We start from the raw sequence: 21,494 nt of genomic DNA on the forward strand, positions 1-21,494 counted from the left end.
ATGGCGCTCGAGGCGCATCGCTTTGTCCGGTGCCTACACCCATGCCGCCCGCACTGCTGCAGACGATGTCTTTACGCTCGGAGTGAACGGACCGAACTTGTCCTGCAACCCCGCGGGAGTCGCCGAACGGTCGCAGAGCAACCCAGCTGCTCGCAAGTCAGATGCTCCGGCCGCGATTAAAGTATCTGATTGTTAAGATGCACAGAATGCGCCTTCTGCATCTGTCTGACATCCACTTTCGCTCACCCGACTGCGAGACCCTGACCACCGACCGCAATCAGCCGTATCGAACGCTGCTTGCACAGGATGCGGTCGAGCTCTGCCGCGAAGGCGGCCCGGTCGACGCGATTCTGGTCGGAGGTGACATCGCCTTCAAGGGTGACCCCGCTGAATACGGGGTGGCACGCGCATGGTTGCTCGGCCTTGCACATCAATGCGGCTGTTCACCGGAGGGCATCTACGTCGTCCCAGGCAACCATGATATCGATCGGGGGGTATGCGCCAAGTCGCTGACCATTTCCATCGCGCAGGACGCCATCGCTAAGGCGTCGGATGATGAGCGTGAGTCGATGATGAAACGTCAGCTCGCGGATGGAACCTTAGGCCAAGCCTTGTTTCAGCCAATGGCCGCCTACAACGAGTTCGCCGCGGGGTTCGACTGCAGCGTGTATCCCGAGCTTCCTTTTTGGATAGACGAAGTCGAGCTGGATATGGGCGTACGCCTTCGCCTGTTCGGACTGACGTCGACGCTCATTTCTGGGTTGGGTGGGCGCGACGATGGCCCAGGACGGCTGTACCTTGGCAGGCTGCAGACGGTGCTGAATCCCGAGCAAGATGTAGTCAATCTGGTGCTGTGCCATCACCCGCCATTGTGGTTCTCTGATCGAGACGACACCGACGACAACATCAATGATCGAGCCAAACTGCAGTTCTTCGGGCATGAGCATCGACAGCGCTGCACACCCACGCCGACCTACATGCGATTCCAGGCTGGAGCTGTGAACCCGGACGTTCACGAGCGGGACTGGAAGCCGGGGTACAACTTGCTCGACATCTCCGTGCGCGGTGAAGGCCTGAATCGAACTTTGGACGTCCGCGCATTTGTACGGCATTTCCAGAAGGCACCTGAGATGTTCGTCGCACTACGACCGGATCGATTCCAGGAAGTTTGGACACACAGCATGCCACTTCCGCATCTGCCGCCGTTGGGCGAGCCTGCTGCGAAGGTTGAACCGATTGCGCCATACCCTGCCACCGCGGTGGCGGTAGCCGTACATGCGGCCGCCGCTATCGCAGTTCCAGCGGAACTCAAACCGGAGGTAACGATGCAAGGCCCGTCCACGCGCAACCTCATTTTCCGGTTCTGGGACCTGTCAATTGCTGAGCGCCGAGACATCATGTTGAAGCTCGCTCTGATCGACGTCGCCGATCTTCGCGTGCCGGAGCCAGAGCTTTACAAGAAGGCGTTCAAACTGGCCGCGGCCCGCGGCCTCCTAGCCGAACTGGCCAGCGAAATCGAACGCGTTGAAAACAGCCATTAAACCGAAGGAGGGGGAGACCGTGCAGGATCAATTCGACAGTTGGTATAGCGGCATGGAGTTCAGCGAGAACGCCGATGTCCGCTCGCGGCGGTGGGCCAGCATCCAAAGCATCGCAAAGAACCCGACCGACACAAGGCTGGAAGTGCTGACGCGATTGGCATTTCGTACGAAGCTACAGCCTTTGGCCGCTGAGGCGGGCCAAGTCCGCACCCAGTTGGCTGAGGGCGGTCCTGCGCTACAGGATGAGGAAGCCGCTCTCATCGCCGCAATGGCGCTCGCACTGATTCTCGATGAGAGAGACACGACGGCCGCCAAAGCTGCTGCGCTTGTCACCGGCGCATCGTGCGCTGGTCTTCGAGGGTTGCAACAGCCAATGGACCTCGTGGGCATGGCTGTGAACGCACAGGCCCACCTCTCGGAAACCGCGCGCCGCAGGCCATCTCTCGAGCAGCAAAAGCTCGTCAATCCTCAGCTAGATGTCACTGCCAACCTCGACGCGCTGGCGGATGGGAACATCACCACGGTTCGCGCAGCATTGGAGGCCCTCAGTGGAGCTACCACCAAGATTCTTTCTGCCATGGCGTCAAGACAGCGCTCATTCGAGACGGCCGTACAGGGCTACGTGCGGGTTCAGGATGAGGAGCTCGACATCCTCTGGTGGCTGCAAGGTGGTCAGTGCGTTCGCTTCGGGTTGCCCTTCGCAGAGGTTCAGCCTGAATTCCGCCCAATCGTCTTCGCCGTCGAACTCGCGGCGCTGACGAGGGCGCTGCCGGGACCGACCGCGTTTTCTTCCTTGCTGGTCCGTGCGGGAGTCGACAACACCGTTCGACTGACCATCCCGGCTGCGGTCCAAGGCCTGCCGCAGGAGTGGCTCGCGCGTGTTCTGCCAGAAGATCACACAGGCAAGGTGTCCACGACAACGACCCCGATCCTGGAAGCCGTCCGCCGGCGACAAGAGGCTGATGGCGCAGATACTTGGGCTGCGGTGTGGAGTACGGTGACAGGCATTGACCAGACGACACCGTTGCCTGCTCTGCAGCTCTGCGAAGCGTTGTACCGCGAGCTGCTTCAGGTGACGTTGGGATGAGCGCCATGGAGGAGGAAGACGAAGCTCCCGCGACCCAATGCTCAAATCCCGATTGCAAGATCGCGTCTGGTGGTCGCTGCCTGGAAGGTTTTTCCGAGGCCTCCGCATGCCCTCAGTTCGGCAAGGCTTTACTCATCGTCCCAGCCGCTGCGCCAACTGGCGCACTATCTGCCCGTCCGGGAGTGAGACTGCCGCATGCTGAGGCGCTGTCCATTAGCGAAGCGACCAACCTGCTCGGCAAGGGGCCGTGCAACGTGATTTCCCTGGTGGGACCGTTCGATTCAGGCAAGACCACCCTGATCGCGGGCATGTACGACCTGCTCCAACGGGGACCGGTAGGCGGCTACGCTTTCGCTGGATCGTCCACGATGCACTCGTTTGAACGTGCTTGCCACGACTCCAGGCGCGAGTCGGAGCGCGGCGAGGCGCACATGGAACGAACTGAGCGAGGCGAGGTGCTCTTCTTCCACGTCGACTTGGTCGACGAAGAGCGCGACGTCAAGCGCTCGGCGTTGTTTGGCAATCGTGCTGGGGAAGAGTACACACTCGTTCATGACGAGCTCGACCGGGCGAAGAACTACCCGGAACTGAAACGCTCTGACGTGCTGACTGTGTTGGTTGACGGCGCCAAGCTGCTCGATGCCGGCGAGCGCCATCAAGTGCGCTCTCAGGTCCGTATGACGCTGCGAGCGTTCGTGGAGGTCGGCGTGGCGCCGCCCTGCCAACGCCTAGCGCTGGTTCTCACCAAGCTCGACGCGATCCGCAAGGACGATGCAGCTCGCGACGGTGCGCTACGCCATTTCGAAACACTCGTCGCCAATGTGCGGCTGGAGTACGCCGCCAAGTTCGCTCAGGTCCAGGATTTCAAGGTCGCCGCCTCGCCCAAAACCACCAACGCTCAACGCGGAGAGGGAATGGCTGAGCTTCTCAGGTACTGGATGGCAGAGCCGTGCCGCAATGTACCTAACGCCATCGCGAAGGAAATCGTGCCCGCGGAGCGCGCGTTCGGAAGACTTCTTCCAATGGCCGCGAGGACCGGTTCATGACCGTACAAGACATCGTAGTGTTAGGTCTGCCAGGGTCTGGTAAGACTACCTTCCTCGCAGCGCTGTGGCATCTCCTGACGTCCGGTGAAGTCAGCACGAAGTTGAACCTCGTTAGATTGAAGGCTGACCAATCGGCGCATCTCAACGAGATTGCGGCCCTTTGGCGCAAGGCCAAGGTTCAGGAGCGCACCCTCCATGCGGGCGACCGCACCGTGACGATGTGGCTGCAAGCAGAGGGCGACCCGGAGTTTCAACTGTCGTTTCCAGACCTCGCAGGCGAGTCGTTTCAGGAGATGTGGGAGGGTCGCGAATGCTCGCCTGAGGTCGCGGCATCAATGCGTAGCAGCGGCGTGCTGCTGTTCGTCCATGCGGACAAAATCAAACCGCCCGGCTGGATCATCGACGACATTGAAGATGCGGAAGCGATGGGGCTTACTATCGAACCTGGGAAGCCAATTCCCTGGTCCGCACGCCTTGCACCGACACAGGTCAAGCTCGTCGACCTCCTCCAGTCACTGCAGTCCGCAACGTTGGACGTCGGCCCCCGTCGCGTGGCCATCGTGCTATCCGCATGGGACAAAGCCGCAGGCGCTGGAAGGCAACCCGACGCCTACCTGGCGGCACACCTGCCGCTGCTCCAGCAATATCTGAAGCACGGTCTCGACAAGGCATGGAACATGAAGGTGTTTGGGGTCAGCGCTCAAGGCGGGGTCTACGATGAACAGGGCAAGCCAGTAAAGGATGAGGCCCAACGCATCAGGGAAATGGACGTTCCGTCCGAGCGCATCTCGGTCGTCTCCGCTGGCGGCCGGTCGCATGACCTGACGGAGCCACTTCAGTGGCTGCTGGCTTGAGGTAGTTGTGGGCACCACCGTCCATCAAGCTCTGCACGGCTATTCCGAGGGCCATAGGCAGTTCGCGTGCTCCGCCAAATTGGCCCCCAACGACGCGCGCCATGTCCTCGTTATGAGCGATTCGTCGGGAGCCGGCGTGACCGCAGAAGGCATCTCCTACCTTACGGGCTACCCGCTACAGGAGTCCGGGCTCTATGCCCTGGCGCGTACCTGGCCGGCGCCAGAGATGCCGAGGCCTGGATGCGTCTGGACGCACACGCTGTTTATCGAGTTCGCCGACCTAGCGTTGTTGGATAGTCCGTCACAGCTCGAGCAATTGTTCAGGGTTCCATCGGTCGAGACGTCGAGAACCTACGGCGTCAGTGTGGACCTCACTGCAGCCGCTCCCGCCACCCGCGCACTCACGCCCAATGAGGTGTCGCTGTTCCAGCGGCTCGCCACCGCACTGTACGAACATCCGCGCGAGCAGGTGTGGGCGAGAAGAGCCGGCGACAGATTCGTTGACGACATGGTACTTCGGCTCTGGGACCTGCAGTGGCCGCGTCTGAGGCGGTCGTTCAGGTTCTGTACCCTGACGACGCGCGACCGTTCACAGGAGGGCTCGCTGTTCGACTTGCAGCTGTGTGCCGAGTCTTTGCCCCGACTGAGGTTTCCAGAGCAAGCCGACGGCATTGAAGCCAACACGATCTCTATTGAGCCATGGCTAGTACAACTCGTCGAGTACGCCGACCGTCCCTCCGCTACCGGGTTCCGAGAGGCCCTACGCTTGCTGGGCACCGACGTGCTTGGCGGGCGCGAAGCAATGCGGTCGATTTGCAGCTTGCAAGCAGTCCTCGCACGGCGTGAGCCTGCGGCAGTTGAGGAAGCCATCGCATTGGTTCAGTCCAGTGCACCTCTGTCCTCCTCCAAGGTCGCGCAGGTGATGGTCGTCAGCGCCGTGCTCTCGCGTTCGGACGAACTCAGTCCGGACGCGCTCGGGTATGTCGTGACCAACCTAGACCTTGTGAGCGACGAAGAACTCGCTCAACACGCCAGCCGGCTTGCGCGCAGCCTTTGGACGAGCTCGCCGCCAAGACTGGTGGAGTTGCTTTTCGACCAGCGCCCGACCGTGCAGGCTGCGATACGGGAAGCTGCACAAGACATCAGCGTTGCGGAACTTGCCCAGAGTCTGGTTCCAGGGACGGAATGGCTGTGGCGCTTGCTTCAGGTGCGTCCCGACCTGACCGAGACACCGGAGTTCTGGCGGCGAACACAGCCGCGCGCCTCTGAAATCGAAGATGCGGGGATCAAACTCCAGGGAGGCATCACGCTGGAGTCAGCTGTATTAGGGCTTCACGATGAACTCGCCATTGAGTCAGTCGCCCGTTGTTTCGGGGCACTTGCTGTGCTCGAGACTCTTCAGCGGCTGATGACAACCTTGCAAGAGTTACCTCAGGTTCTAACGTGGGTAAAGCATGCTTGCCGCGATGTTGGTGGTGCGGCCAGCTTCCTCGCCCACGTCAGGACGCCGAGCGCGCAACTAGTCGGTGCCATCTCGAATGAACTTGCGCCGGACGCAATTCCCAATGACTACGGAATCGACCCCTGGTTCACGGCCCTGGCCGACCTGCAGAGTCAGGGGACTCTACCGCTCGAGATCGTTGCCTACGGATTCAGGCGAGGCCTTGGCTACCGTACACGAAGCGCAGGGCCTCTGCTGCGTCTGACCTTCGACGCCATGCATTGCTCCGCGATAGCCGGCTCATTCAATGACACGAAGTGGCAGCAATTTCGCGATTCTCTTCCTTGGGTGAAACCAGCCGATGCTTGGGATGTTGCTTTGCGCTTGCGACTTGCCGTAGGGAAGAGAAGCGTCGAGGCGGCAGTACGCGCCGAGGACTATGTCGGGATCACAGCGGACGACCAAGTGTTCCTGTCCCTGATGACTGCAACTTGGGAGCATTGGGGTGGTCAACGTTATCTGAAGAAGATTGCCGAAGAACTACAGGAAACTTCTGAGTCACAGTTGATTCCGCGTTGCACACTCCTGGTGAGTTACATCGACCGGCACTCACGTTGGTGGAAATAGTGGCGGCGGTACTCTGCGGAACGTCGAATTAGCGCTGTATACCCCTATATAGACGTCGGCTCCACCGTGAGAGCAGTCACTCGCCGGCTTGCCTGCGCATGACCGCTCTCAGTCTGGAGCGGGCACACCTGAAGGGCGGCTACGCAGCGGTTGCTGTCGACCACTGCCGACGGGCGAGATCACGATGACTGCCACCTTGCAGTCGTTCGATCCGGCGCCTCGCACGGTACCGAACGGCCGCTGTACGAGGTGATCCAGTCGCAGGACCTGCAAGGAGCAGTTGGCGCTACGCCAGCGACTGCTTCGAGGCTGTTCGAACTCGCAGTCCAGACCCAAAGCGGGCTCTGGCCTTTCCTGCGTTCCTAACGTCGATGCCGCGCTATCTTCCTAGATAGCGCGAGCCAGTTCTGCAAGCTGTGGTGTCGTGAGTTTTCCCAGTTCCGTCGGGTGATGGCATGATCCGTTAACTTGTTAGCACACGTCATCTGAGATGCAATTTGTTCGTCACGGCCCCGATATCCCCGAACGGCTTTTGCAGGCTCACGAAGACGGGCGCGTAGTGTTCTTCTGTGGCGCGGGTATTTCGTACCCCGCGCGGCTGCCCGGCTTTTCCGGTCTGGTGGAGAGGCTCTATCAAGCCCTTTCGTTCACGCCCAATCTGGTGCAGCAGTCCGCGATCAAGGCCGGGCAGTTCGACACCGCCATCGGCCTGTTGGAAGCGGATGTCGTCGGTGGCCGAGGAAGAGTGCGCAGCGAACTGGCGACCATCCTGACGCCTAACCTCACGGCCCCGAACGCGATGGCCACACACGAAGCCCTGCTGACGCTGGCGCACAACCGCGAGGGCCGCACACGACTCATCACCACCAACTTCGACCGTCTGTTCGAGGAAGTCAAGACGGCGAAATCGCTGTCGTTTCCAGACTTCAAGGCTCCTCTACTCCCCGTGCCGAAAACCCGATGGGACGGCCTGGTGTATCTACACGGGCTGTTGCCTGTTACGGCAGCGGTAGGCGATCTGGATCGGCTGGTGGTTTCCAGCGGAGACTTCGGGCTGGCCTACCTGACAGAACGCTGGGCCGCACGTTTCGTGAGCGAACTGTTTCGCAACTTCACCGTCTGCTTCGTCGGCTACAGCATCAACGATCCGGTGTTGCGCTACATGATGGATGCGTTGGCCGCCGACCGTCTGCTTGGGGAGTCTCCGCCGGAGATGTTCGCTTTCGGCAGCTATTCCAAAGGTAAGGAGGTGGATCGCGCCAGCGAGTGGAAGGCGAAGAACGTCACTCCCATTCTCTATCGCGAGCACCAGCATCACACCTATTTACACAAGACCCTGCGCGCTTGGGCCAACACTTACCGCGACGGCGTACGCGGCAAGGAACGTATCGTCGTCGAATGCGCAATCGCCCTCCCATTGGCGAGCACGAAGCAGGACGACTTCGTCGGGCGGATGTTGTGGGTGTTGAGCGATCCGGGCGGCTTGCCCGCAAAGCGGTTCGCGGAACTCGACCCCGTACCGTCGCTGGACTGGCTGGAGCCGCTGAGTGAGGAACTCTATCGCCATGCCGACCTGGGACGATTCAGTGTGTTGCCCCAAACTGCGGTGAACGACAAGCTTGCCTACAGCTTGATCAGCAGGCCCAGCCCATACCCGCTCGCGCCGTGGATGAGGATTGTCGACGCTGGGCATCGCAGCAGCGGCTGGGATGCGGTGATGTTCCAACTTGCCCGTTGGCTGCTCCGTCACCTCGACGACCCAAAGCTGTTGATCTGGCTGACCAAGCGCGGTGGTCAATTGCACGACCAATTGATCTGGTTGATCGAACGCCGTCTCGACGAACTGGACAAGCTCGCAAACGGCGGTAACACCACCGAATTGGATCGCATTCGAGCGAATGCACCCAATGCCATTCCCCGTTCCGCGATGCGAACGCTCTGGCGCTTGGTGCTCAACGGGCATATGAGATCCGGGCTGCGTGAACTAAGCCTCTACCGTTGGCGCGATCAATTCAAGCACTATGGATTGACCGCTAGCGTGCGCTTGGCTCTTCGCGAAACTTTGGCACCTTGCCTGTCATTGCGCGAGCCGTTCCGCTGGTCTGGCGCGGACGATGACGACGAAGCGCAGGATCGCATCAAGAACATTGTGGAGTGGGAAGTTGTGCTGGCATCGGATCACGTCCATTCCGGCCTGCGCGACATGCCCAAGAATGAACAGTGGACCGCGGCACTGCCGGAACTGCTGAGCGACTTCAGCGCGTTGCTGCGCGACGCGCTCGACTTGATGCGTGAGCTTGGCGGTGTGGATAGCGAGAACGATCATTCGTATGTCCATCAACCTTCGATTTCAGATCACTCACAGAACAAGGACTTCCACGACTGGACGGCGTTGATCGAACTGACCCGCGATGCGTGGTTGGCCGCCGCCGCGAAGTCGCCGGAACGAGCGCGCATCGTGGCCGAGACTTGGGCGCACGTGGCGTATCCGGTATTTCGACGCCTCGCGCTGTTTGCCGCCGCACAGGGGCGTGTCATTTCGCTTCGGCAAGCTCTCGACTGGCTGTTGGCGGATGAGCGGCGGTGGCTCTGGTCGGAGGAGACCAGACGCGAAACCATGCGCCTGCTGGTTTCTTTGGCACCGCAACTGGATGCAGCGATGCTGGTCGAACTGGAGCAGGCCATTCTGTCCGGGCCGCCCCGCGATCTGTACCGCGACAATATCGAGCCCGATGCTTGGAACAACATCGTTGATCACGGCGTATGGCTGCGGCTTGCGAAAATGATCCAAGCAGGCGCAACCCTCAGCGAAGCGGGACAGTCACGGCTCCATGCCCTCTCAGCACAGAACCCGTGGCAGCTTGCAACGGATGAGAGTGACGAATTTCCCATCTGGATGGGAGGCGGTTGGGTCGGTGACCGCGATCCGTGGAAGCCATTTACTCCTATTCCGCGCACACGGCGTGGTGTTCTGAACTATCTGTTAGTGCATCCCGCTTTGGAAGACTCGCAGCAGGATGACTGGCGCAAGCTGTGTTCGGAGATGTTTCAGGCAACGGCCTACGCGTTATGCAAGCTCGCGCAGCAGAACAATTGGCCGGTCGAACGCTGGCGCGATGCGCTGCAAGCCTGGGCAGAAGAAGCGATGCGTGACCGTTCATGGCGATTCATGGCTCCAGCTATCGTCGATGCCCCTGATGACTTGGTGCAAGCCCTGTCCCATGGCGTCAGTTTGTGGCTACGAGCTGTGGCGAAAACCTTCAACGGCCATGAAGACCACTTCCTGACGCTTGCTCAGCGCATCTTGGGCTTGGATTTCGAGGACGATGGCGATACTGACGATCCGGTCTTCCGCGCCATCAATCATCCCGTCGGCCATGTGACGCAGGCATTGCTGGACTGGTGGTATCGCCAAGAACTAAACGACGGACAAGGGCTGCCAGAACTCATCAAGCCCATCTTCACGGAGCTTTGCGATACGCAGGTCGCCAAGTTCAAGCACGGGCGGGTATTGCTGTCGGCCCATGCCCTCTCGTTGTTCAGGGTGGACAAGGCTTGGTCGAAGCAGCACCTTCTGCCACTGCTTGACTGGAATCAGTCCGAGACCGAAGCACAGGCAGCGTGGGCAGGCTTCCTTTGGTCACCAAGGCTGTATCGCCCGTTGATGGAAGCGATCAAGCCCGCCTTTCTCGACACGGTGAATCACTATGCGCAATTGGGCAAGCACAATGAGCAGTTCGCGACGTTCCTAACGTTCGCAGCGCTCGATCCCGGCGACACTTTCACCATGGCGCAACTGACCACTGCCATCCGCGCACTTCCTGCTGACGGTCTGCGCAAATCAGCTCAAGCCTTGGTGCGGGCGCTCGAAGGCGCAGGCGACCAGCGCGAAGACTACTGGAAGAATCGGGTCTTGCCGTTTTGGGAAAAGATCTGGCCGAAATCCAACGATCAGGCATCGGGCGCTAACGCCGAATCGCTGGCTCGCCTTTGTGTCGCGGCAAGCGGTGAATTTCCATCAGCGATGGCGGCGATTGGAAACTGGTTGCGCGTGGTTCAGCATCCCGACTACGTGATTCATAGATTGCAGGAATCCGGGCTATCCGCCCGTTTCCCAGAAGACGCACTGCGGTTGCTATTTACCATCTTGGGCGACCAGCCATCGTGGCTATCATCGAAATTGCGCCAGTGCCTTGAGGTCATCGGTCAAGCAGCGCCGGATCTTCTTCGGGATCGCAGATTTATGAGGCTGGACGAAATAGCAAGGAAATTTGGGACCTGACGGCAAGAAGCGGCGTGGGATATTTAAGACCGCTGGTGGCTGCAGCGTGACTCAGCCCGCTCGCTCCTAGGCTGACGATCAGCACGCGATGTCGGCCTTTCCTAGCTGGACGAAGGGCATCGGCAGACGACTCGACAGCGCATCCTGTGAGGCTCTCAACTCGATGGGAGACCATCATGGGAACGGCAGGAACTACCGATCATCACGAGCCGTGGAATAAGGGCAAGATCGTTGGGCAGAAGGCGCCTTTCAAGCTCAATTACATCTGGGCTGCATCTTCGGTGACAGCAGCGTTGGCTAAGCGCGGGCAGTGCCCCGGGCGCTCCGGTTGTCGTTGATCAAGAGCGCCAGAGGAGGACACGATCAGGGCTGGAGGGGTCAGCCGCGTGGGCGCAAATTGAGGAGCCAAGCTCGGCTCTCTGGACAATGGTCGGAGTCGAACGGCAGCTATGAGGCGTCGACTTCGGCGCCTCGAACAATAGTTTCGGGCGCAGGACGTCAGTTCCCTTCGCGGGAGAGCAACCGTTAGTGACAGCTCGGCGGCAAGTCTTCCTGAACGACTGGTTCCGGTCGACCAGCGGCCTGGCGCGAGTTTGAAGCACGAAGGACTGGTTATCGCATCAGCAGTCTCGTCAGTTGCCATAGGCAAACGTCAGTTGCCATAGGCCTACGCCGCCCATCTGTGCTCGTAATACGGCCGCTCGCAATTCTCGAGAATCGCATACGAAGCCTTCAGGTTCGCGAGATCCGGCTTCAGCCAGGCGTCGACGTTCTCCGGCTTGATCGGGATGATGCAGCGGTCCTGGCCGGCGGCGGCGATCTCCTCCGGCGGGTCATCGGTGATCGCCGCGAACGAGAGCAGGTCCGGCTCGCCCGGCCCTGACCACTCCGACCAGAGACATGCGACCAGCATGTCCTGCTGCGGCCGCGGCCTGAATTCAAGCACCACATCTTCGCCGTCTCGCTTGACGTGCTCGTAGAAGGCATTCACAACCATGATCCCGTGCGACAAGCCAAACAGGTCCTTCCAGAAACCCTCCAGGTTGTCGCGCCTGGCGTTGTAGGTGCCCGGATAGAGGATGTCGTATTTCGCGGGCTTGCCGGCGGGCCGGCATTGGTAGCGCATCGGCTTGACCACCCGCTGGCCCTCCTCCCAGATCATCACCGGCGCGTACACCCCCGGAAAGATCCTTGCGTCTCGCGGGTCGGGCTCGGTCCGCCTGAGATCGGCCAGCTTGCCCAGTCCCCATTCGACCTTGGCCGTGGCGATCCGAACGTCCTCCGTCGCCTTCTTCGTCGTCTTGACCTGGAGCTTGCGCTCGGCGTCGGCCAGACGCTTGCGCTGCACGAAGAGCTCCTGTTCGAGCTTGGTGGCCTGCTCGGCGTTGAAGGCATCGATTAGGCCCTTGATCTCCCGCTCCTCGTCGGACTCCGGGTTCATGAAGGCGGCATCCATGGCCTTCGGAATCTTGATCCTCGGGTTGCTCTGGCGCTCGTAGTACAGCTTGGCAAATGCCCGCAGCGACAGGACACCGCCGAACAGGCGAAAGAACCGCTTGTAGTCCGCACGGATCTGGGCTGAATAGCACATGCGTCCCATTGTGGCGACGATTTCAGCCGTGGTGGGCAGGGTTTCATCAGGACCGCCGCGGCGACCCATTTCACTTTGCGGCATCGCCAGGCGCAAATTTGTAAACCTTCTTGCTCACTTCCCTGAGCGGAATGATACTGTATGTCCATACAGTTATTGGAGTCCTCGTGGCCATCCCCCTGTCTTGGGCCGATGGCGATGAAGCGTCCTCGGCCCCGCAGATTTCCGTCCCGTCGGCGCAGCCGCGGCGTCCGCCGCTCGCGCTGCCGCACGCCATCGAATCAGCCATCTGGCGCGGCGATGCGCTCGGCACGCCGGTCACCTCGGCCGTAGGCACCGGGTTTGAACGCCTCGATGCCGAACTGCCGGGCGGCGGCTGGCCCTGCCAGTCCCTGACGGAGGTGCTGCAGGTCCAGCCCTCGGTGCTCGAATGGCGGCTGCTCGCGCCGGCCATGCGCACGCTGGTCGCGCAAGGCAGGCAGATCGTGGTCATCGGGCCGCCGAAGGCGCCCCATCTGCCGGGCCTGCACCACCTCGGCCTGGACGAGCGCCACCTGGTCTGGATTGCCGCCGACAAGCCGGTCGAGCGCCTCTGGGCGACCGAGCAGCTCATCAAGGCCAACGCGGCCGGCATGCTGGTCAGCTGGCTGCCGCAAGCCCGCCAGGAGCAGATCCGCCGCCTGCAGGTCTGCGCCCAAAGCTGCGACGGCCCCGTCATCCTGTGCCGGCCGGCCGCCGCCGAGCACGAGGCCTCGGCCGCGCCGCTGCGGCTGCAGGCACGCTTCGGCGTCGACTGGGAGCTGCGCATCCATCTGCTCAAGCGCAAGGGGCCGCCGCACGAGGGGGAACTGACGCTCCCTTCGGTGCCCGGCGGCCTCGAAGCCATCCTGACGCCGCGTCTTCGCCATCCGAGCCGCCTGATTGCGGCGCGCCAATCCCGGGAGCTTTCCCATGCTGTGGGCAGCCCTTCTTCCCGACAGCCTGCCGGCCGACCCGCAGCCGCGCACTGAGGCGCTCGACGGCCTCGCGACGTGGTGCCTGCAGTTCACGCCCCGCGTCGCGGTCCTCGAAGCGCTGCTGGAGTGCCCCGCGGTCGTCATGGAACTCGAACAGAGCCTGCGCCTGTTCGGTGGCAAGCGCCGCCTGGTCGAGCGCGTGCGCGAGGAATGCCCCGACCTTGGCGTGCGGCAGCTGAGCTGGGCGCCGACGAGCCTGGCCGCGCTCGCGGTGGCGAGGGCTGGGCTGTCGAACGGTTTTTCGAAGCCGCTCGCCCAGCTGCTCGATGCGCTGCCGATCGAAACCCTGACGCAGGTCGCCGCCCACCAGGCGACCCTTGCTCGCCTCGGGTGCCGGACCTTGGGCCAGGTGCGCGCCTTGCCACGCGGCGGGCTGAGCCGCCGCTTCGACGCCCAGCTGCTCGCGACCCTCGACCAAGCCTACGGGCTGAGGCCGGAGACCTACCCCTGGGCCCAGTTGTCGGAGACCTTCCACGCCAAGCTCGAGCTGATGGCGAGGGTCGAGCATGCGCCCGCCCTGCTGTTCGGCGCACGCCGGCTGATGCTGCAGATGGCCGGCTGGCTCATGGCAAGGCGATCCGGGGTGACCGCGTTCACCCTGCGCTGGTGCCATGACGCGATGCGCAGCAAGACCGCCGGCGACGGCGGCGAACTCACCGTCCGCACCGCCCAGGCCACGCGCGACACCGAACACCTGATGCGGCTGCTGGCCGAGCACCTGGGCAAGATCGAGCTGCTGGCGCCCGTGGGCGACCTGGCGCTGCTGGCGACCGAGGTGCAGTCGCTCGAGGAGAAGAGCCTCTCGATGCTGCCCGAGGCCCGGCAGTCGGGCGAGAGCCTGGCGCTGGTGCTCGAGCGCATCGCGGCGCGCCTCGGGCCCGACCGCGTGCTGCGCCCCGTCATCCTCGAGGACCACCGCCTGGAATGGATGTGCCGCTGGCGCCCGGCGCCCGAGCCAGCGCCGCGCGCGACGTGCCGCACGGTCGACGTGCCGCAGCCGACCTTCATCCTGCCGAAGCCCTTGCGCCTCGCGACCCAGCACAACCGCCCGATCTACCAGGGGGTCCTGCAGTTGCTTGCGGGTCCGCACCGCGTCGAGGGCGGGTGGTGGGACCGCACGACCGTCGAGGGCGATGGGAACACCGGCGGGCAGGAGACCACGCGGCAGGCCTCGCGCGACTACTGGGTGGCCGTGAGCGAGCATGCCGGCGTGCTGTGGATCTTCCAGATGCGCCTGGCGCAGGACGAGACCGCGTGGTTCCTGCACGGCACCTTCGCCTGAGAGACCTTCCATGGACCTGCCCGACTACGCCGAGCTGCGGTGCGTGAGCAATTTCAGCTTCCTGCGCGGCGCCAGCCAGCCGCACGAACTGGTCGAGCGCGCGAAGCAGCTGGGTTACACCGCCTTGGCTCTCACCGACGAGTGCAGCCTGGCGGGGGTGGTGCGTGCGCACGTGGCGGCCAAGGACCATGACCTCAAGCTGCTGATCGGCAGCCAGTTCCTGGTCGAGCCCGATGAACAGCTGGACCCGGAGGCCGGGCCTTTCACGCTCACCGTGCTGGCATGCCATCTCGAGGGTTACGGCAATCTCTCGGCCTTCATCACCAAGCTGCGCCGCAGCTCGGAGAAAGGAACGTACAAGCTGCCGCTCGCGCAGATCCGCGGCGCCGAACTCGCGGGCTGCGTGGTGCTGGCTTCGCCCCAGCGCATGGCGACGCCGGCGCAGCTGGCCTGGCTCGGCACCTGGCTGCTGCGCGAGTTCCTCGGCCGCTGCTGGTTCGCCGTGGAGAAGCTGCGCCTGCTCGACGACGAGATGTGGCTGCACCGGCTGGGCGAGGTCAGCGCCGCCACCGAGATCCCGCTCGTGGCCGCGGGCGACGTGCACTTCCATGTGCGCTCGCGCAAGCCGCTGCAGGACGTGATGACCGCGACCCGCCTGGGCAGGCCGCTGACCGACTGCGGGCTCGAACTGCAGCCCAATGCGGAGCGGCATCTGCGCACCCGGCTGCGGCTCGCGCAGACCTATGCGCCCGAGCTGCTCGCCGAGACGCTCCAGGTGGCGGCGCGCTGCCGCTTCAGCCTCGACGAGCTGCGCTACCAGTACCCCGACGAGGTGGTGCCCGCGGGCGAGACGCCGGGCGGGTACCTGCGCCGCCTCACCTACGAGGGGGCCGGACGCCGCTGGCCCGATGGCATTCCCGCCAAGGTGCAGGGGCAGATCGAGCACGAACTCGCGCTCATCGCCGAGCTGACGTACGAGCACTACTTCCTCACGGTGGCCGACATCGTGATGTTCGCGCGATCCCGGCACATCCTCTGCCAGGGCCGCGGCAGCGCCGCGAACAGCGTGGTCTGCTACTGCACGGGGGTCACCGAGGTCGACCCGGGCCGCATGAGCGTGCTGTTCGAACGCTTCATCTCGAAGGAGCGCAACGAGCCGCCGGACATCGACATCGACTTCGAGCACGAGCGGCGCGAGGAGGTGCTGCAGTACCTCTATGCCAAGTACGGGCGCGACCGCGCCGCCATCACCGGGGTGGTGATCAGCTACCGGCCCAAGAGCGCGATCCGGGACGTGGGCAAGGCCCTGGGGATGTCGCTGGAGACGGTGGACGCGATCGCCAAGGGGCACCAGTGGTGGGACGGCCGTGCGGTGATGCCCGAGCGGCTGCAGGAGGTGGGTCTTTCGGCCGAATCACTGCAGGTGCAGCAGCTGCTGCACCTGACCGAGCAGCTGATCGGCTTCCCGCGGCACCTGAGCCAGCACACGGGCGGTTTCGTGCTTACCAAGGGGCCGCTGTGCCGCATGGTGCCGATCGAGAACACCTCGATGCCCGACCGCACGGTAATCGAGTGGGACAAGGACGACCTCGATGCGCTTGGTTTGCTCAAGGTGGATTGCCTCGCGCTGGGCATGCTGACGGCGATCCGCAAGGCGCTGGATTTGATCGGGGTGCGCAGGGGCTGCGTGTTCGGGATGCAGGACATTCCGGCCGAGGACAGCGCCACCTACGACATGATCTGCAAGGCCGACACGGTCGGCGTGTTCCAGATCGAGAGCCGTGCGCAGATGAGCATGCTGCCGCGGCTGAAGCCGCGCTGCTTCTACGATCTGGTCATCGAAGTCGCCATCGTGCGCCCGGGGCCGATCCAGGGCGGCATGGTCCATCCATACCTGAACCGGCGCCAGGGCAAGGAGCCGGTGGTCTACCCGAGCGAGGCCCTCAAGGAAGCGCTCGGCCGCACCCTGGGCGTGCCGGTGTTCCAGGAGCAGGTGATGCAGATCGCCATCCTGGCCGCTGGCTTCACGCCCGGGGAGGCCGACGGCCTGCGGCGCTCGATGGCGGCCTGGAAGCGCAAGGGAGGGCTGGAGCACTACTACGCGAAGATCGTGAATGGCATGACCGACCGCGGCTACGAGGAGGGTTTCGCGAAGGCGATCTTCGAGCAGATCAAGGGGTTCAGCGAATACGGGTTTCCGGAAAGCCATGCGGCGTCGTTCGCGCTGCTGGTCTACGCGAGCTGCTGGATCAAGTGCCATCACCCCGCGGAGTTCCTGGCGGCGATGCTGAACTCGCAGCCGCTGGGGTTCTATTCGCCGTCGCAGCTCGTGCAGGACGCGCGGCGCCATGGTGTCGAGGTGCGGCCGGTCGACGTGATGTACAGCGACGTGGACTGCACCCTGGAAGACCTGGCGCACGAGCCGGCCGTGCGGCTCGGGCTGCGCATGATCGGGGGGCTCAAGTCGGCCTCGGCCGACCGCATCGTCGAGGCCCGCGGGCACCAGGTGTTCGACAGCGCGGAGGACCTGGCGCTGCGTGCGCGGCTGGAACTGCACGAGATGAAGCTGCTGGCGGCGGCCGATGCGCTGATGAGCCTTTCGGGTCACCGGCGCCAGCAGGTCTGGGAAGCGGCGGGGCTGCACGCGGCACCCGAATTGCTGCGTGGCGCGCCGGTCGATGAGGATTTGCTGGAGCTCGACGCGGCGCCGGAGGGAGAGGAGATCGTGTTCGACTACGCCTCGACCGGGCTGACCTTGCGCAGGCATCCGCTCGCACTGCTGCGCGAGCGCCTGGCGCGGCGCGGCCTGATGACGGCGCGGGATCTCGAGGAGATCGACAACGGGGAACAGGTGAGCCACTGCGGCATCGTGACCCTGCGCCAGCAGCCCGAGACCGCGAAGGGCACGATCTTCCTGACGCTGGAAGACGAGACGGGCGTGGTGCAGGTGATCGTGTGGAAGAGCCTCAGGGACGTGCAGCGGCAGGAACTGCTCGGTGCGCGTCTCATGGTCGTGCACGGCACATGGCAGCGCGAGGGGGCGGTGAAGAACCTGATTGCTATGCGCTTGGAAGACTTGACGCCGCTGCTAGGGCGTTTGGCTTCAGCGACTGTGAGCCGGGATTTTCGTTAAACATTCCATCGTTGCGGCGAGAAGATTTCCTTCGATTACATGCACTTCAGCCTCAGCTGAAAATCGTCGTGCGCATCTGACCTGCCGACAACTCAAGATGCTGCTGCCCGAAACCCACCCGGACATCCACGCGCTGAAAACGGGCTTCGCGGTAGGCGGTAGCCCCCAAGCCGAGCGCGCCGACATTGATCGCGCACGCCGAAAAGGTGTACATCAAGACGACCATGCACATGATGACCGTAGAGAAGACGTCCTAAGCAGACGGGAGCCTTCGATGGCGTCCGCGCTCACATCCTTGACTCCGACTTTCCGGGCCTCTGCGCGGCGCTGTGAGAAGGCAGAAGAGGAGGGTGGATGGGCTGGCTTGCTGTTCCCTTCACCGTAGCGCGCCGTTCTCGCCGTCAAGGTCTGCGCGTGCCTTGCACGCTGGCGTCCTGGCGGCCGTCTTCGAACCCTGACAGCTGCGCTGCGCCGTGCCGCGGCCGGTCTCGGGCAATCCCGCCCGATTCACGGAGCCGACCATGTCGCACGATCTCTTTTCCTCTCTCGCTTCCTTCGAGTTCACTGCCTCTGTTCCTCTGCTCGTTCGCGACGCCGCGGGCGAATACCGTCCGGCCGAGGCCGACGAAGTGCTGCTCGCGGCCCAGCGGCTGCTGGCGCGGCGGGTGCGTGGTTGCCACGCGCTGACTTCACCAGCGCTGGTGCGGGACTTCCTGCGCCTGCGGCATGGGGCCTTGGAACACGAGGTGTTCGCCGTCGTGCACCTGGATGCGCAATGCCGCGTGCTGGACTATGTGGAGATGTTCCGCGGCACCGTCGCACAGAGCTCGGTGTACCCGCGTGAGGTGGTCAAGGACGCGCTGGCGCGCAACAGCGCTGCGCTGCTTCTGGTGCATGGGCATCCCTCGGGCCTGGCCGAGCCGTCGCCGGCCGATCAGGCGCTTACGAAGACTCTCAAGGCCGCGCTCTCGCTCGTGGACGTCCGCGTGCTGGATCACCTGATCGTCGGCGGGTCCACCGTCTATTCCATGGCCGAGCATGGGCTGATCTAGGCGAGGGGGCTTCGGCCCCTTTTCGCTTTTTCACTCGCATGCGCGCTGCGCGCGTGCATCTGGCCGGCGGCCGGTGCGGCCGATGTCCTCTCTCTTTCATTCTCCGGTGGCGGTACCCGCCACCTGCGCGCCGCTGTCTGTGGCTTGCCTGGCCTCTGCGGGCGCTCCTCCCGTCAAGGGCCGCTGCGGCACCCGTGTCCTCGGCTTCGCCTGCGGGCCGCGCCAGCGCCTTCGCTGTTCTCCCTTGACGGCGCACCCGCGCCGGCCCCAGCCGGCCTGCATGGCCGCGAAAGGGCTTCGCGGCCCCTGTGGAGCCCAGCACCCAAGGAGAGCGCCTATGCACAGACCCACACCCTGAATTCAGTTCCGGTTTTGTTTTTCCAGTTCTTGTTTTCCAACGTCCCGACATGGGACAGGAGTTCGATCATGACGACTGTTGATACGCCAGAAGATTCCACCCTTGAAGCGGCCGTACCGGCGCAGAACATCGTGCTGGTGCCGCTGTCGCGGCTGCGTTCGCGCCCCTCGAAGCGCAACGTGCGCCGCAAGGCGCGCACGTCGATTGCGGCGCTGGCGGCCAGCATCCGGCGTCTGGGCCTGCTGCAGAACCTCACCGTGATTCCTTTTGGCGACGGCGGGGACTTCGAGGTCGTCGCCGGCGGGCGGCGCCTCGCGGCGTTGAAGCTGCTCGCGAAGAAGCGGCACATCCCCGAGGATCGGCCGGTGCCCTGCCTGCTGGTGGCCGACACGGTGGCGCGCACGGCCAGTCTCACCGAGAACGTGCAGCGGGAGGCCATGGCGCCCGTGGACGAACTGCGCGCATGGAAAGCCCTGGTGGCCGAAGGCCGCTCGGTCGAGGCCATCGCGGCGGACTTCGGCGTGACGCCGCTGGTGGTCAAGCGGCGTCTGCGGCTCGCCAACGTCTCGCCGCGCCTGCTGACGGACTACGAGGCCGAGGCCGTGACCCTCGAACAGTTGATGGCGCTCGCCATCACCGACGACCACGCGGCGCAGGAGGCCGCGTTCTACGACAGCCCGGCGTGGCAGCGCAGCCCCGAGGCGCTGCGCGAGCATCTGACCCATGAAGAGATCGACGCCAGCCGCGATGCGCTGGCGCGCTTCGTCGGGCTGGAGGCCTACGAAGCCGCAGGGGGCGGCGTGCGCCGCGACCTGTTCTCGGACGACCGGCAAGGGTGCTACCTCACCGATCCCGGGTTGCTGGAGACACTCGCGCGCCACAAGCTCGCCGCTGTCGTCGAGCAGGTCCAACTGGAGGGCTGGGGGTGGGCGGAGGCCGCGCCGCGTGCGACGGCTGCCGAACTGCACGTGTTCCAGCGGGTGCGGCGCACGCGCCGCAACCCGAGCAGGACCGAGGCCAAACGCATCGCGAAGCTCGAACGGAAACAGAACGAGCTGCAAGACCGGCTCGACGACGAGGATGCGGACCTGAGCGAGGATGGCGTGCGCGCGCTGCAGGAGGAACTGGATCGCCTCGGCAACGAATTGGAAGCCATCGAGCAGAGCCTGACAGGCTACCCGCCCGGTGCGGTGGAAATGGCCGGTGCCGTGGTGTCCGTGGATCACATGGGCGGCGTGGTGGTGCACCGTGGCCTGCTGCGCGAGGAACAGGCCAAGGCGCTGCGGGCACAGGAGCGGCAGGAAGCCCGCGCGGCGGGTGGGGGGCGCGACGGCCACGAGGGCGATGCCGATGAGGCGGCCAAGCCCGGTATCTCGGAGAAGCTGGCGAAGCGGTTGAGCGCCCACCGGACGGCTGCCTTGCAGGCCGAGGTCGCCCGGCATCCGCAGGTGGCGTTGGTGGCGGTGGTGCACCGGCTCGCGCTACGCGTGGTCTTGGACAGCTACGGTTCCGGCGGGTCGCCCGTCGATATCATCGCCACGCCGCAGGATGGGCTCGCGCTGCACGCACCCGATATCGGGGATTCGCCTGCGGCGGTGGGCATGGGCAAGGTCCGCGAGGCATGGGCGGCGCGCCTGCCGAAAGAGCCCAAGGCCCTCTTTGCCGAACTGCTGGCCTTGCCGCAGGGCGAGCTGCTGTCGCTGCTGGCGGTGTGCGTGGCTTCCACGGTCAGCGTGCTGGCATCCCGCGAAGACGAGGCGCCTGCTGCCGAGTTGGCCGAGGCCGTGAGCCTCGACATGCGCGACTGGTGGACGCCGACCGCCGAAGGCTACTTCGCGCATGTCTCCAAGGCCAAGGCGCTGGAGGCGGTGCTGGCCTTTGCGCCGGATCACGTGACCCGGCTGTCCAAGCTCAAGAAGGCCGAGATCGCGAGCGAGGCGGAAAGGCTCGCGGCCGGGACCGGGTGGCTGCCGGTGATGTTCAGGGCCGAGGCGGAGCCGAGTCCGGAGACGACGGCATCGTCGGGGACCGAGGCAGCGGAAGAGTCGCAGGCAGAGGCGGACGAAGCCGCTGCGGTGGCCGAGGACCGCGAGGAACTGGCAGCCGCCTAGGCATGAGGCTCCGGCCCGAGGCCGGGGCCTTGGATAGCAAGCCAAAAAAACGCGCGCGGCAGGTGTGCCGCGC

General features: G+C 64.0%; 13 protein-coding genes and 1 pseudogene. 12 read left to right on the forward strand and 2 right to left on the reverse strand.

Annotation, left to right across the window (positions count from 1 at the left end):
* Nucleotides 1-206: 206 nt before the first annotated feature.
* From QFZ47_RS20070 to QFZ47_RS20100, 7 genes and pseudogenes are all read left to right on the forward strand, one after another.
* Nucleotides 207-1,541 (forward strand): metallophosphoesterase, encoded by a 1,335-nt coding sequence (locus QFZ47_RS20070; RefSeq protein WP_307657293.1) that lies wholly within the window; start codon nt 207-209, stop codon nt 1,539-1,541.
* On the forward strand, nt 1,525-2,628 hold the full coding sequence (locus QFZ47_RS20075; protein WP_307657294.1) for a GTPase-associated system all-helical protein GASH: 1,104 nt from the start codon (nt 1,525-1,527) through the stop codon (nt 2,626-2,628). The genes QFZ47_RS20070 and QFZ47_RS20075 overlap by 17 nt, the downstream gene beginning before the upstream one ends.
* Nucleotides 2,625-3,674, forward strand: a complete 1,050-nt coding sequence (locus tag QFZ47_RS20080; protein WP_307657295.1) for a TRAFAC clade GTPase domain-containing protein — start codon at nt 2,625-2,627, stop codon at nt 3,672-3,674. The genes QFZ47_RS20075 and QFZ47_RS20080 overlap by 4 nt, the downstream gene beginning before the upstream one ends.
* Nucleotides 3,671-4,528 (forward strand): TRAFAC clade GTPase domain-containing protein, encoded by an 858-nt coding sequence (locus QFZ47_RS20085; RefSeq protein WP_307657296.1) that lies wholly within the window; start codon nt 3,671-3,673, stop codon nt 4,526-4,528. Before QFZ47_RS20080 ends, QFZ47_RS20085 begins: the two co-directional genes overlap by 4 nt.
* A 7-nt stretch (nt 4,529-4,535) precedes the next feature.
* On the forward strand, nt 4,536-6,596 hold the full coding sequence (locus QFZ47_RS20090) for a GAP1-N1 domain-containing protein (protein ID WP_307657297.1): 2,061 nt from the start codon (nt 4,536-4,538) through the stop codon (nt 6,594-6,596).
* A gap of 490 nt (nt 6,597-7,086) precedes the next feature.
* Nucleotides 7,087-10,878 (forward strand): anti-phage defense-associated sirtuin Dsr1, encoded by a 3,792-nt coding sequence (dsr1, locus tag QFZ47_RS20095; RefSeq protein WP_307657298.1) that lies wholly within the window; start codon nt 7,087-7,089, stop codon nt 10,876-10,878.
* Nucleotides 10,879-11,054: 176 nt separating this feature from the next.
* Nucleotides 11,055-11,150: pseudogene (locus tag QFZ47_RS20100) on the forward strand (integrase); the annotation flags it as partial.
* Between the two features lie 395 nt (nt 11,151-11,545).
* Here the strand turns inward: QFZ47_RS20100 and QFZ47_RS20105 are convergent.
* Nucleotides 11,546-12,469: an SOS response-associated peptidase family protein gene (locus QFZ47_RS20105; protein ID WP_307658977.1), complete on the reverse strand. Its 924-nt coding sequence runs from the start codon at nt 12,467-12,469 to the stop codon at nt 11,546-11,548.
* Nucleotides 12,470-12,636: 167 nt separating this feature from the next.
* On the opposite strand from QFZ47_RS20105, the gene imuA reads away from it, so the two are divergent.
* The 3 genes from imuA to QFZ47_RS20120 are packed head-to-tail and all read left to right on the forward strand — an operon-like array spanning nt 12,637 to nt 17,900.
* On the forward strand, nt 12,637-13,479 hold the full coding sequence (gene imuA, locus QFZ47_RS20110) for a translesion DNA synthesis-associated protein ImuA (protein WP_307657299.1): 843 nt from the start codon (nt 12,637-12,639) through the stop codon (nt 13,477-13,479).
* The gene (locus QFZ47_RS20115; RefSeq protein ID WP_307657300.1) at nt 13,421-14,767 is read left to right on the forward strand and encodes a Y-family DNA polymerase; all 1,347 of its coding nucleotides are present in this window, start codon (nt 13,421-13,423) and stop codon (nt 14,765-14,767) included. The genes imuA and QFZ47_RS20115 overlap by 59 nt, the downstream gene beginning before the upstream one ends.
* Before the next feature lie 10 nt (nt 14,768-14,777).
* The gene (locus QFZ47_RS20120) at nt 14,778-17,900 is read left to right on the forward strand and encodes an error-prone DNA polymerase (protein ID WP_307657301.1); all 3,123 of its coding nucleotides are present in this window, start codon (nt 14,778-14,780) and stop codon (nt 17,898-17,900) included.
* A 52-nt stretch (nt 17,901-17,952) separates the two neighbouring features.
* Here QFZ47_RS20120 and QFZ47_RS20125 read toward each other — a convergent pair whose 3' ends face one another.
* The gene (locus QFZ47_RS20125; protein ID WP_307657302.1) at nt 17,953-18,132 is read right to left on the reverse strand and encodes a hypothetical protein; all 180 of its coding nucleotides are present in this window, start codon (nt 18,130-18,132) and stop codon (nt 17,953-17,955) included.
* A 289-nt stretch (nt 18,133-18,421) separates the two neighbouring features.
* On the opposite strand from QFZ47_RS20125, the gene QFZ47_RS20130 reads away from it, so the two are divergent.
* Both QFZ47_RS20130 and QFZ47_RS20135 read left to right on the forward strand, forming a co-directional pair.
* Entirely contained in the window at nt 18,422-18,952 is a 531-nt protein-coding gene (locus QFZ47_RS20130; protein ID WP_307657303.1) for a JAB domain-containing protein, read from the forward strand.
* A gap of 426 nt (nt 18,953-19,378) precedes the next feature.
* Nucleotides 19,379-21,421, forward strand: coding sequence for a ParB/RepB/Spo0J family partition protein (locus QFZ47_RS20135; protein WP_307657304.1), 2,043 nt, complete (start codon nt 19,379-19,381; stop codon nt 21,419-21,421).
* Nucleotides 21,422-21,494 lie beyond the last annotated feature (73 nt).

The organism is Variovorax paradoxus (assembly GCF_030815975.1).
Taxonomy (GTDB): domain Bacteria; phylum Pseudomonadota; class Gammaproteobacteria; order Burkholderiales; family Burkholderiaceae_C; genus Variovorax; species Variovorax paradoxus_N.

Bases quoted from the DNA above. Each gene is read 5' to 3' on its own strand.
- dsr1 (WP_307657298.1), top strand. From the start codon at position 7,087: ATGCAATTTGTTCGTCACGGCCCCGATATCCCCGAACGGCTTTTGCAG.
- QFZ47_RS20070 (WP_307657293.1), top strand. From the start codon at position 207: ATGCGCCTTCTGCATCTGTCTGACATCCACTTTCGCTCACCCGACTGC.
- QFZ47_RS20105 (WP_307658977.1), bottom strand. From the start codon at position 12,469: ATGTGCTATTCAGCCCAGATCCGTGCGGACTACAAGCGGTTCTTTCGC.
- QFZ47_RS20135 (WP_307657304.1), top strand. From the start codon at position 19,379: ATGACGACTGTTGATACGCCAGAAGATTCCACCCTTGAAGCGGCCGTA.
- QFZ47_RS20115 (WP_307657300.1), top strand. From the start codon at position 13,421: ATGCTGTGGGCAGCCCTTCTTCCCGACAGCCTGCCGGCCGACCCGCAG.
- QFZ47_RS20130 (WP_307657303.1), top strand. From the start codon at position 18,422: ATGTCGCACGATCTCTTTTCCTCTCTCGCTTCCTTCGAGTTCACTGCC.
- QFZ47_RS20085 (WP_307657296.1), top strand. From the start codon at position 3,671: ATGACCGTACAAGACATCGTAGTGTTAGGTCTGCCAGGGTCTGGTAAG.
- QFZ47_RS20080 (WP_307657295.1), top strand. From the start codon at position 2,625: ATGAGCGCCATGGAGGAGGAAGACGAAGCTCCCGCGACCCAATGCTCA.
- QFZ47_RS20125 (WP_307657302.1), bottom strand. From the start codon at position 18,132: ATGTGCATGGTCGTCTTGATGTACACCTTTTCGGCGTGCGCGATCAAT.
- QFZ47_RS20120 (WP_307657301.1), top strand. From the start codon at position 14,778: ATGGACCTGCCCGACTACGCCGAGCTGCGGTGCGTGAGCAATTTCAGC.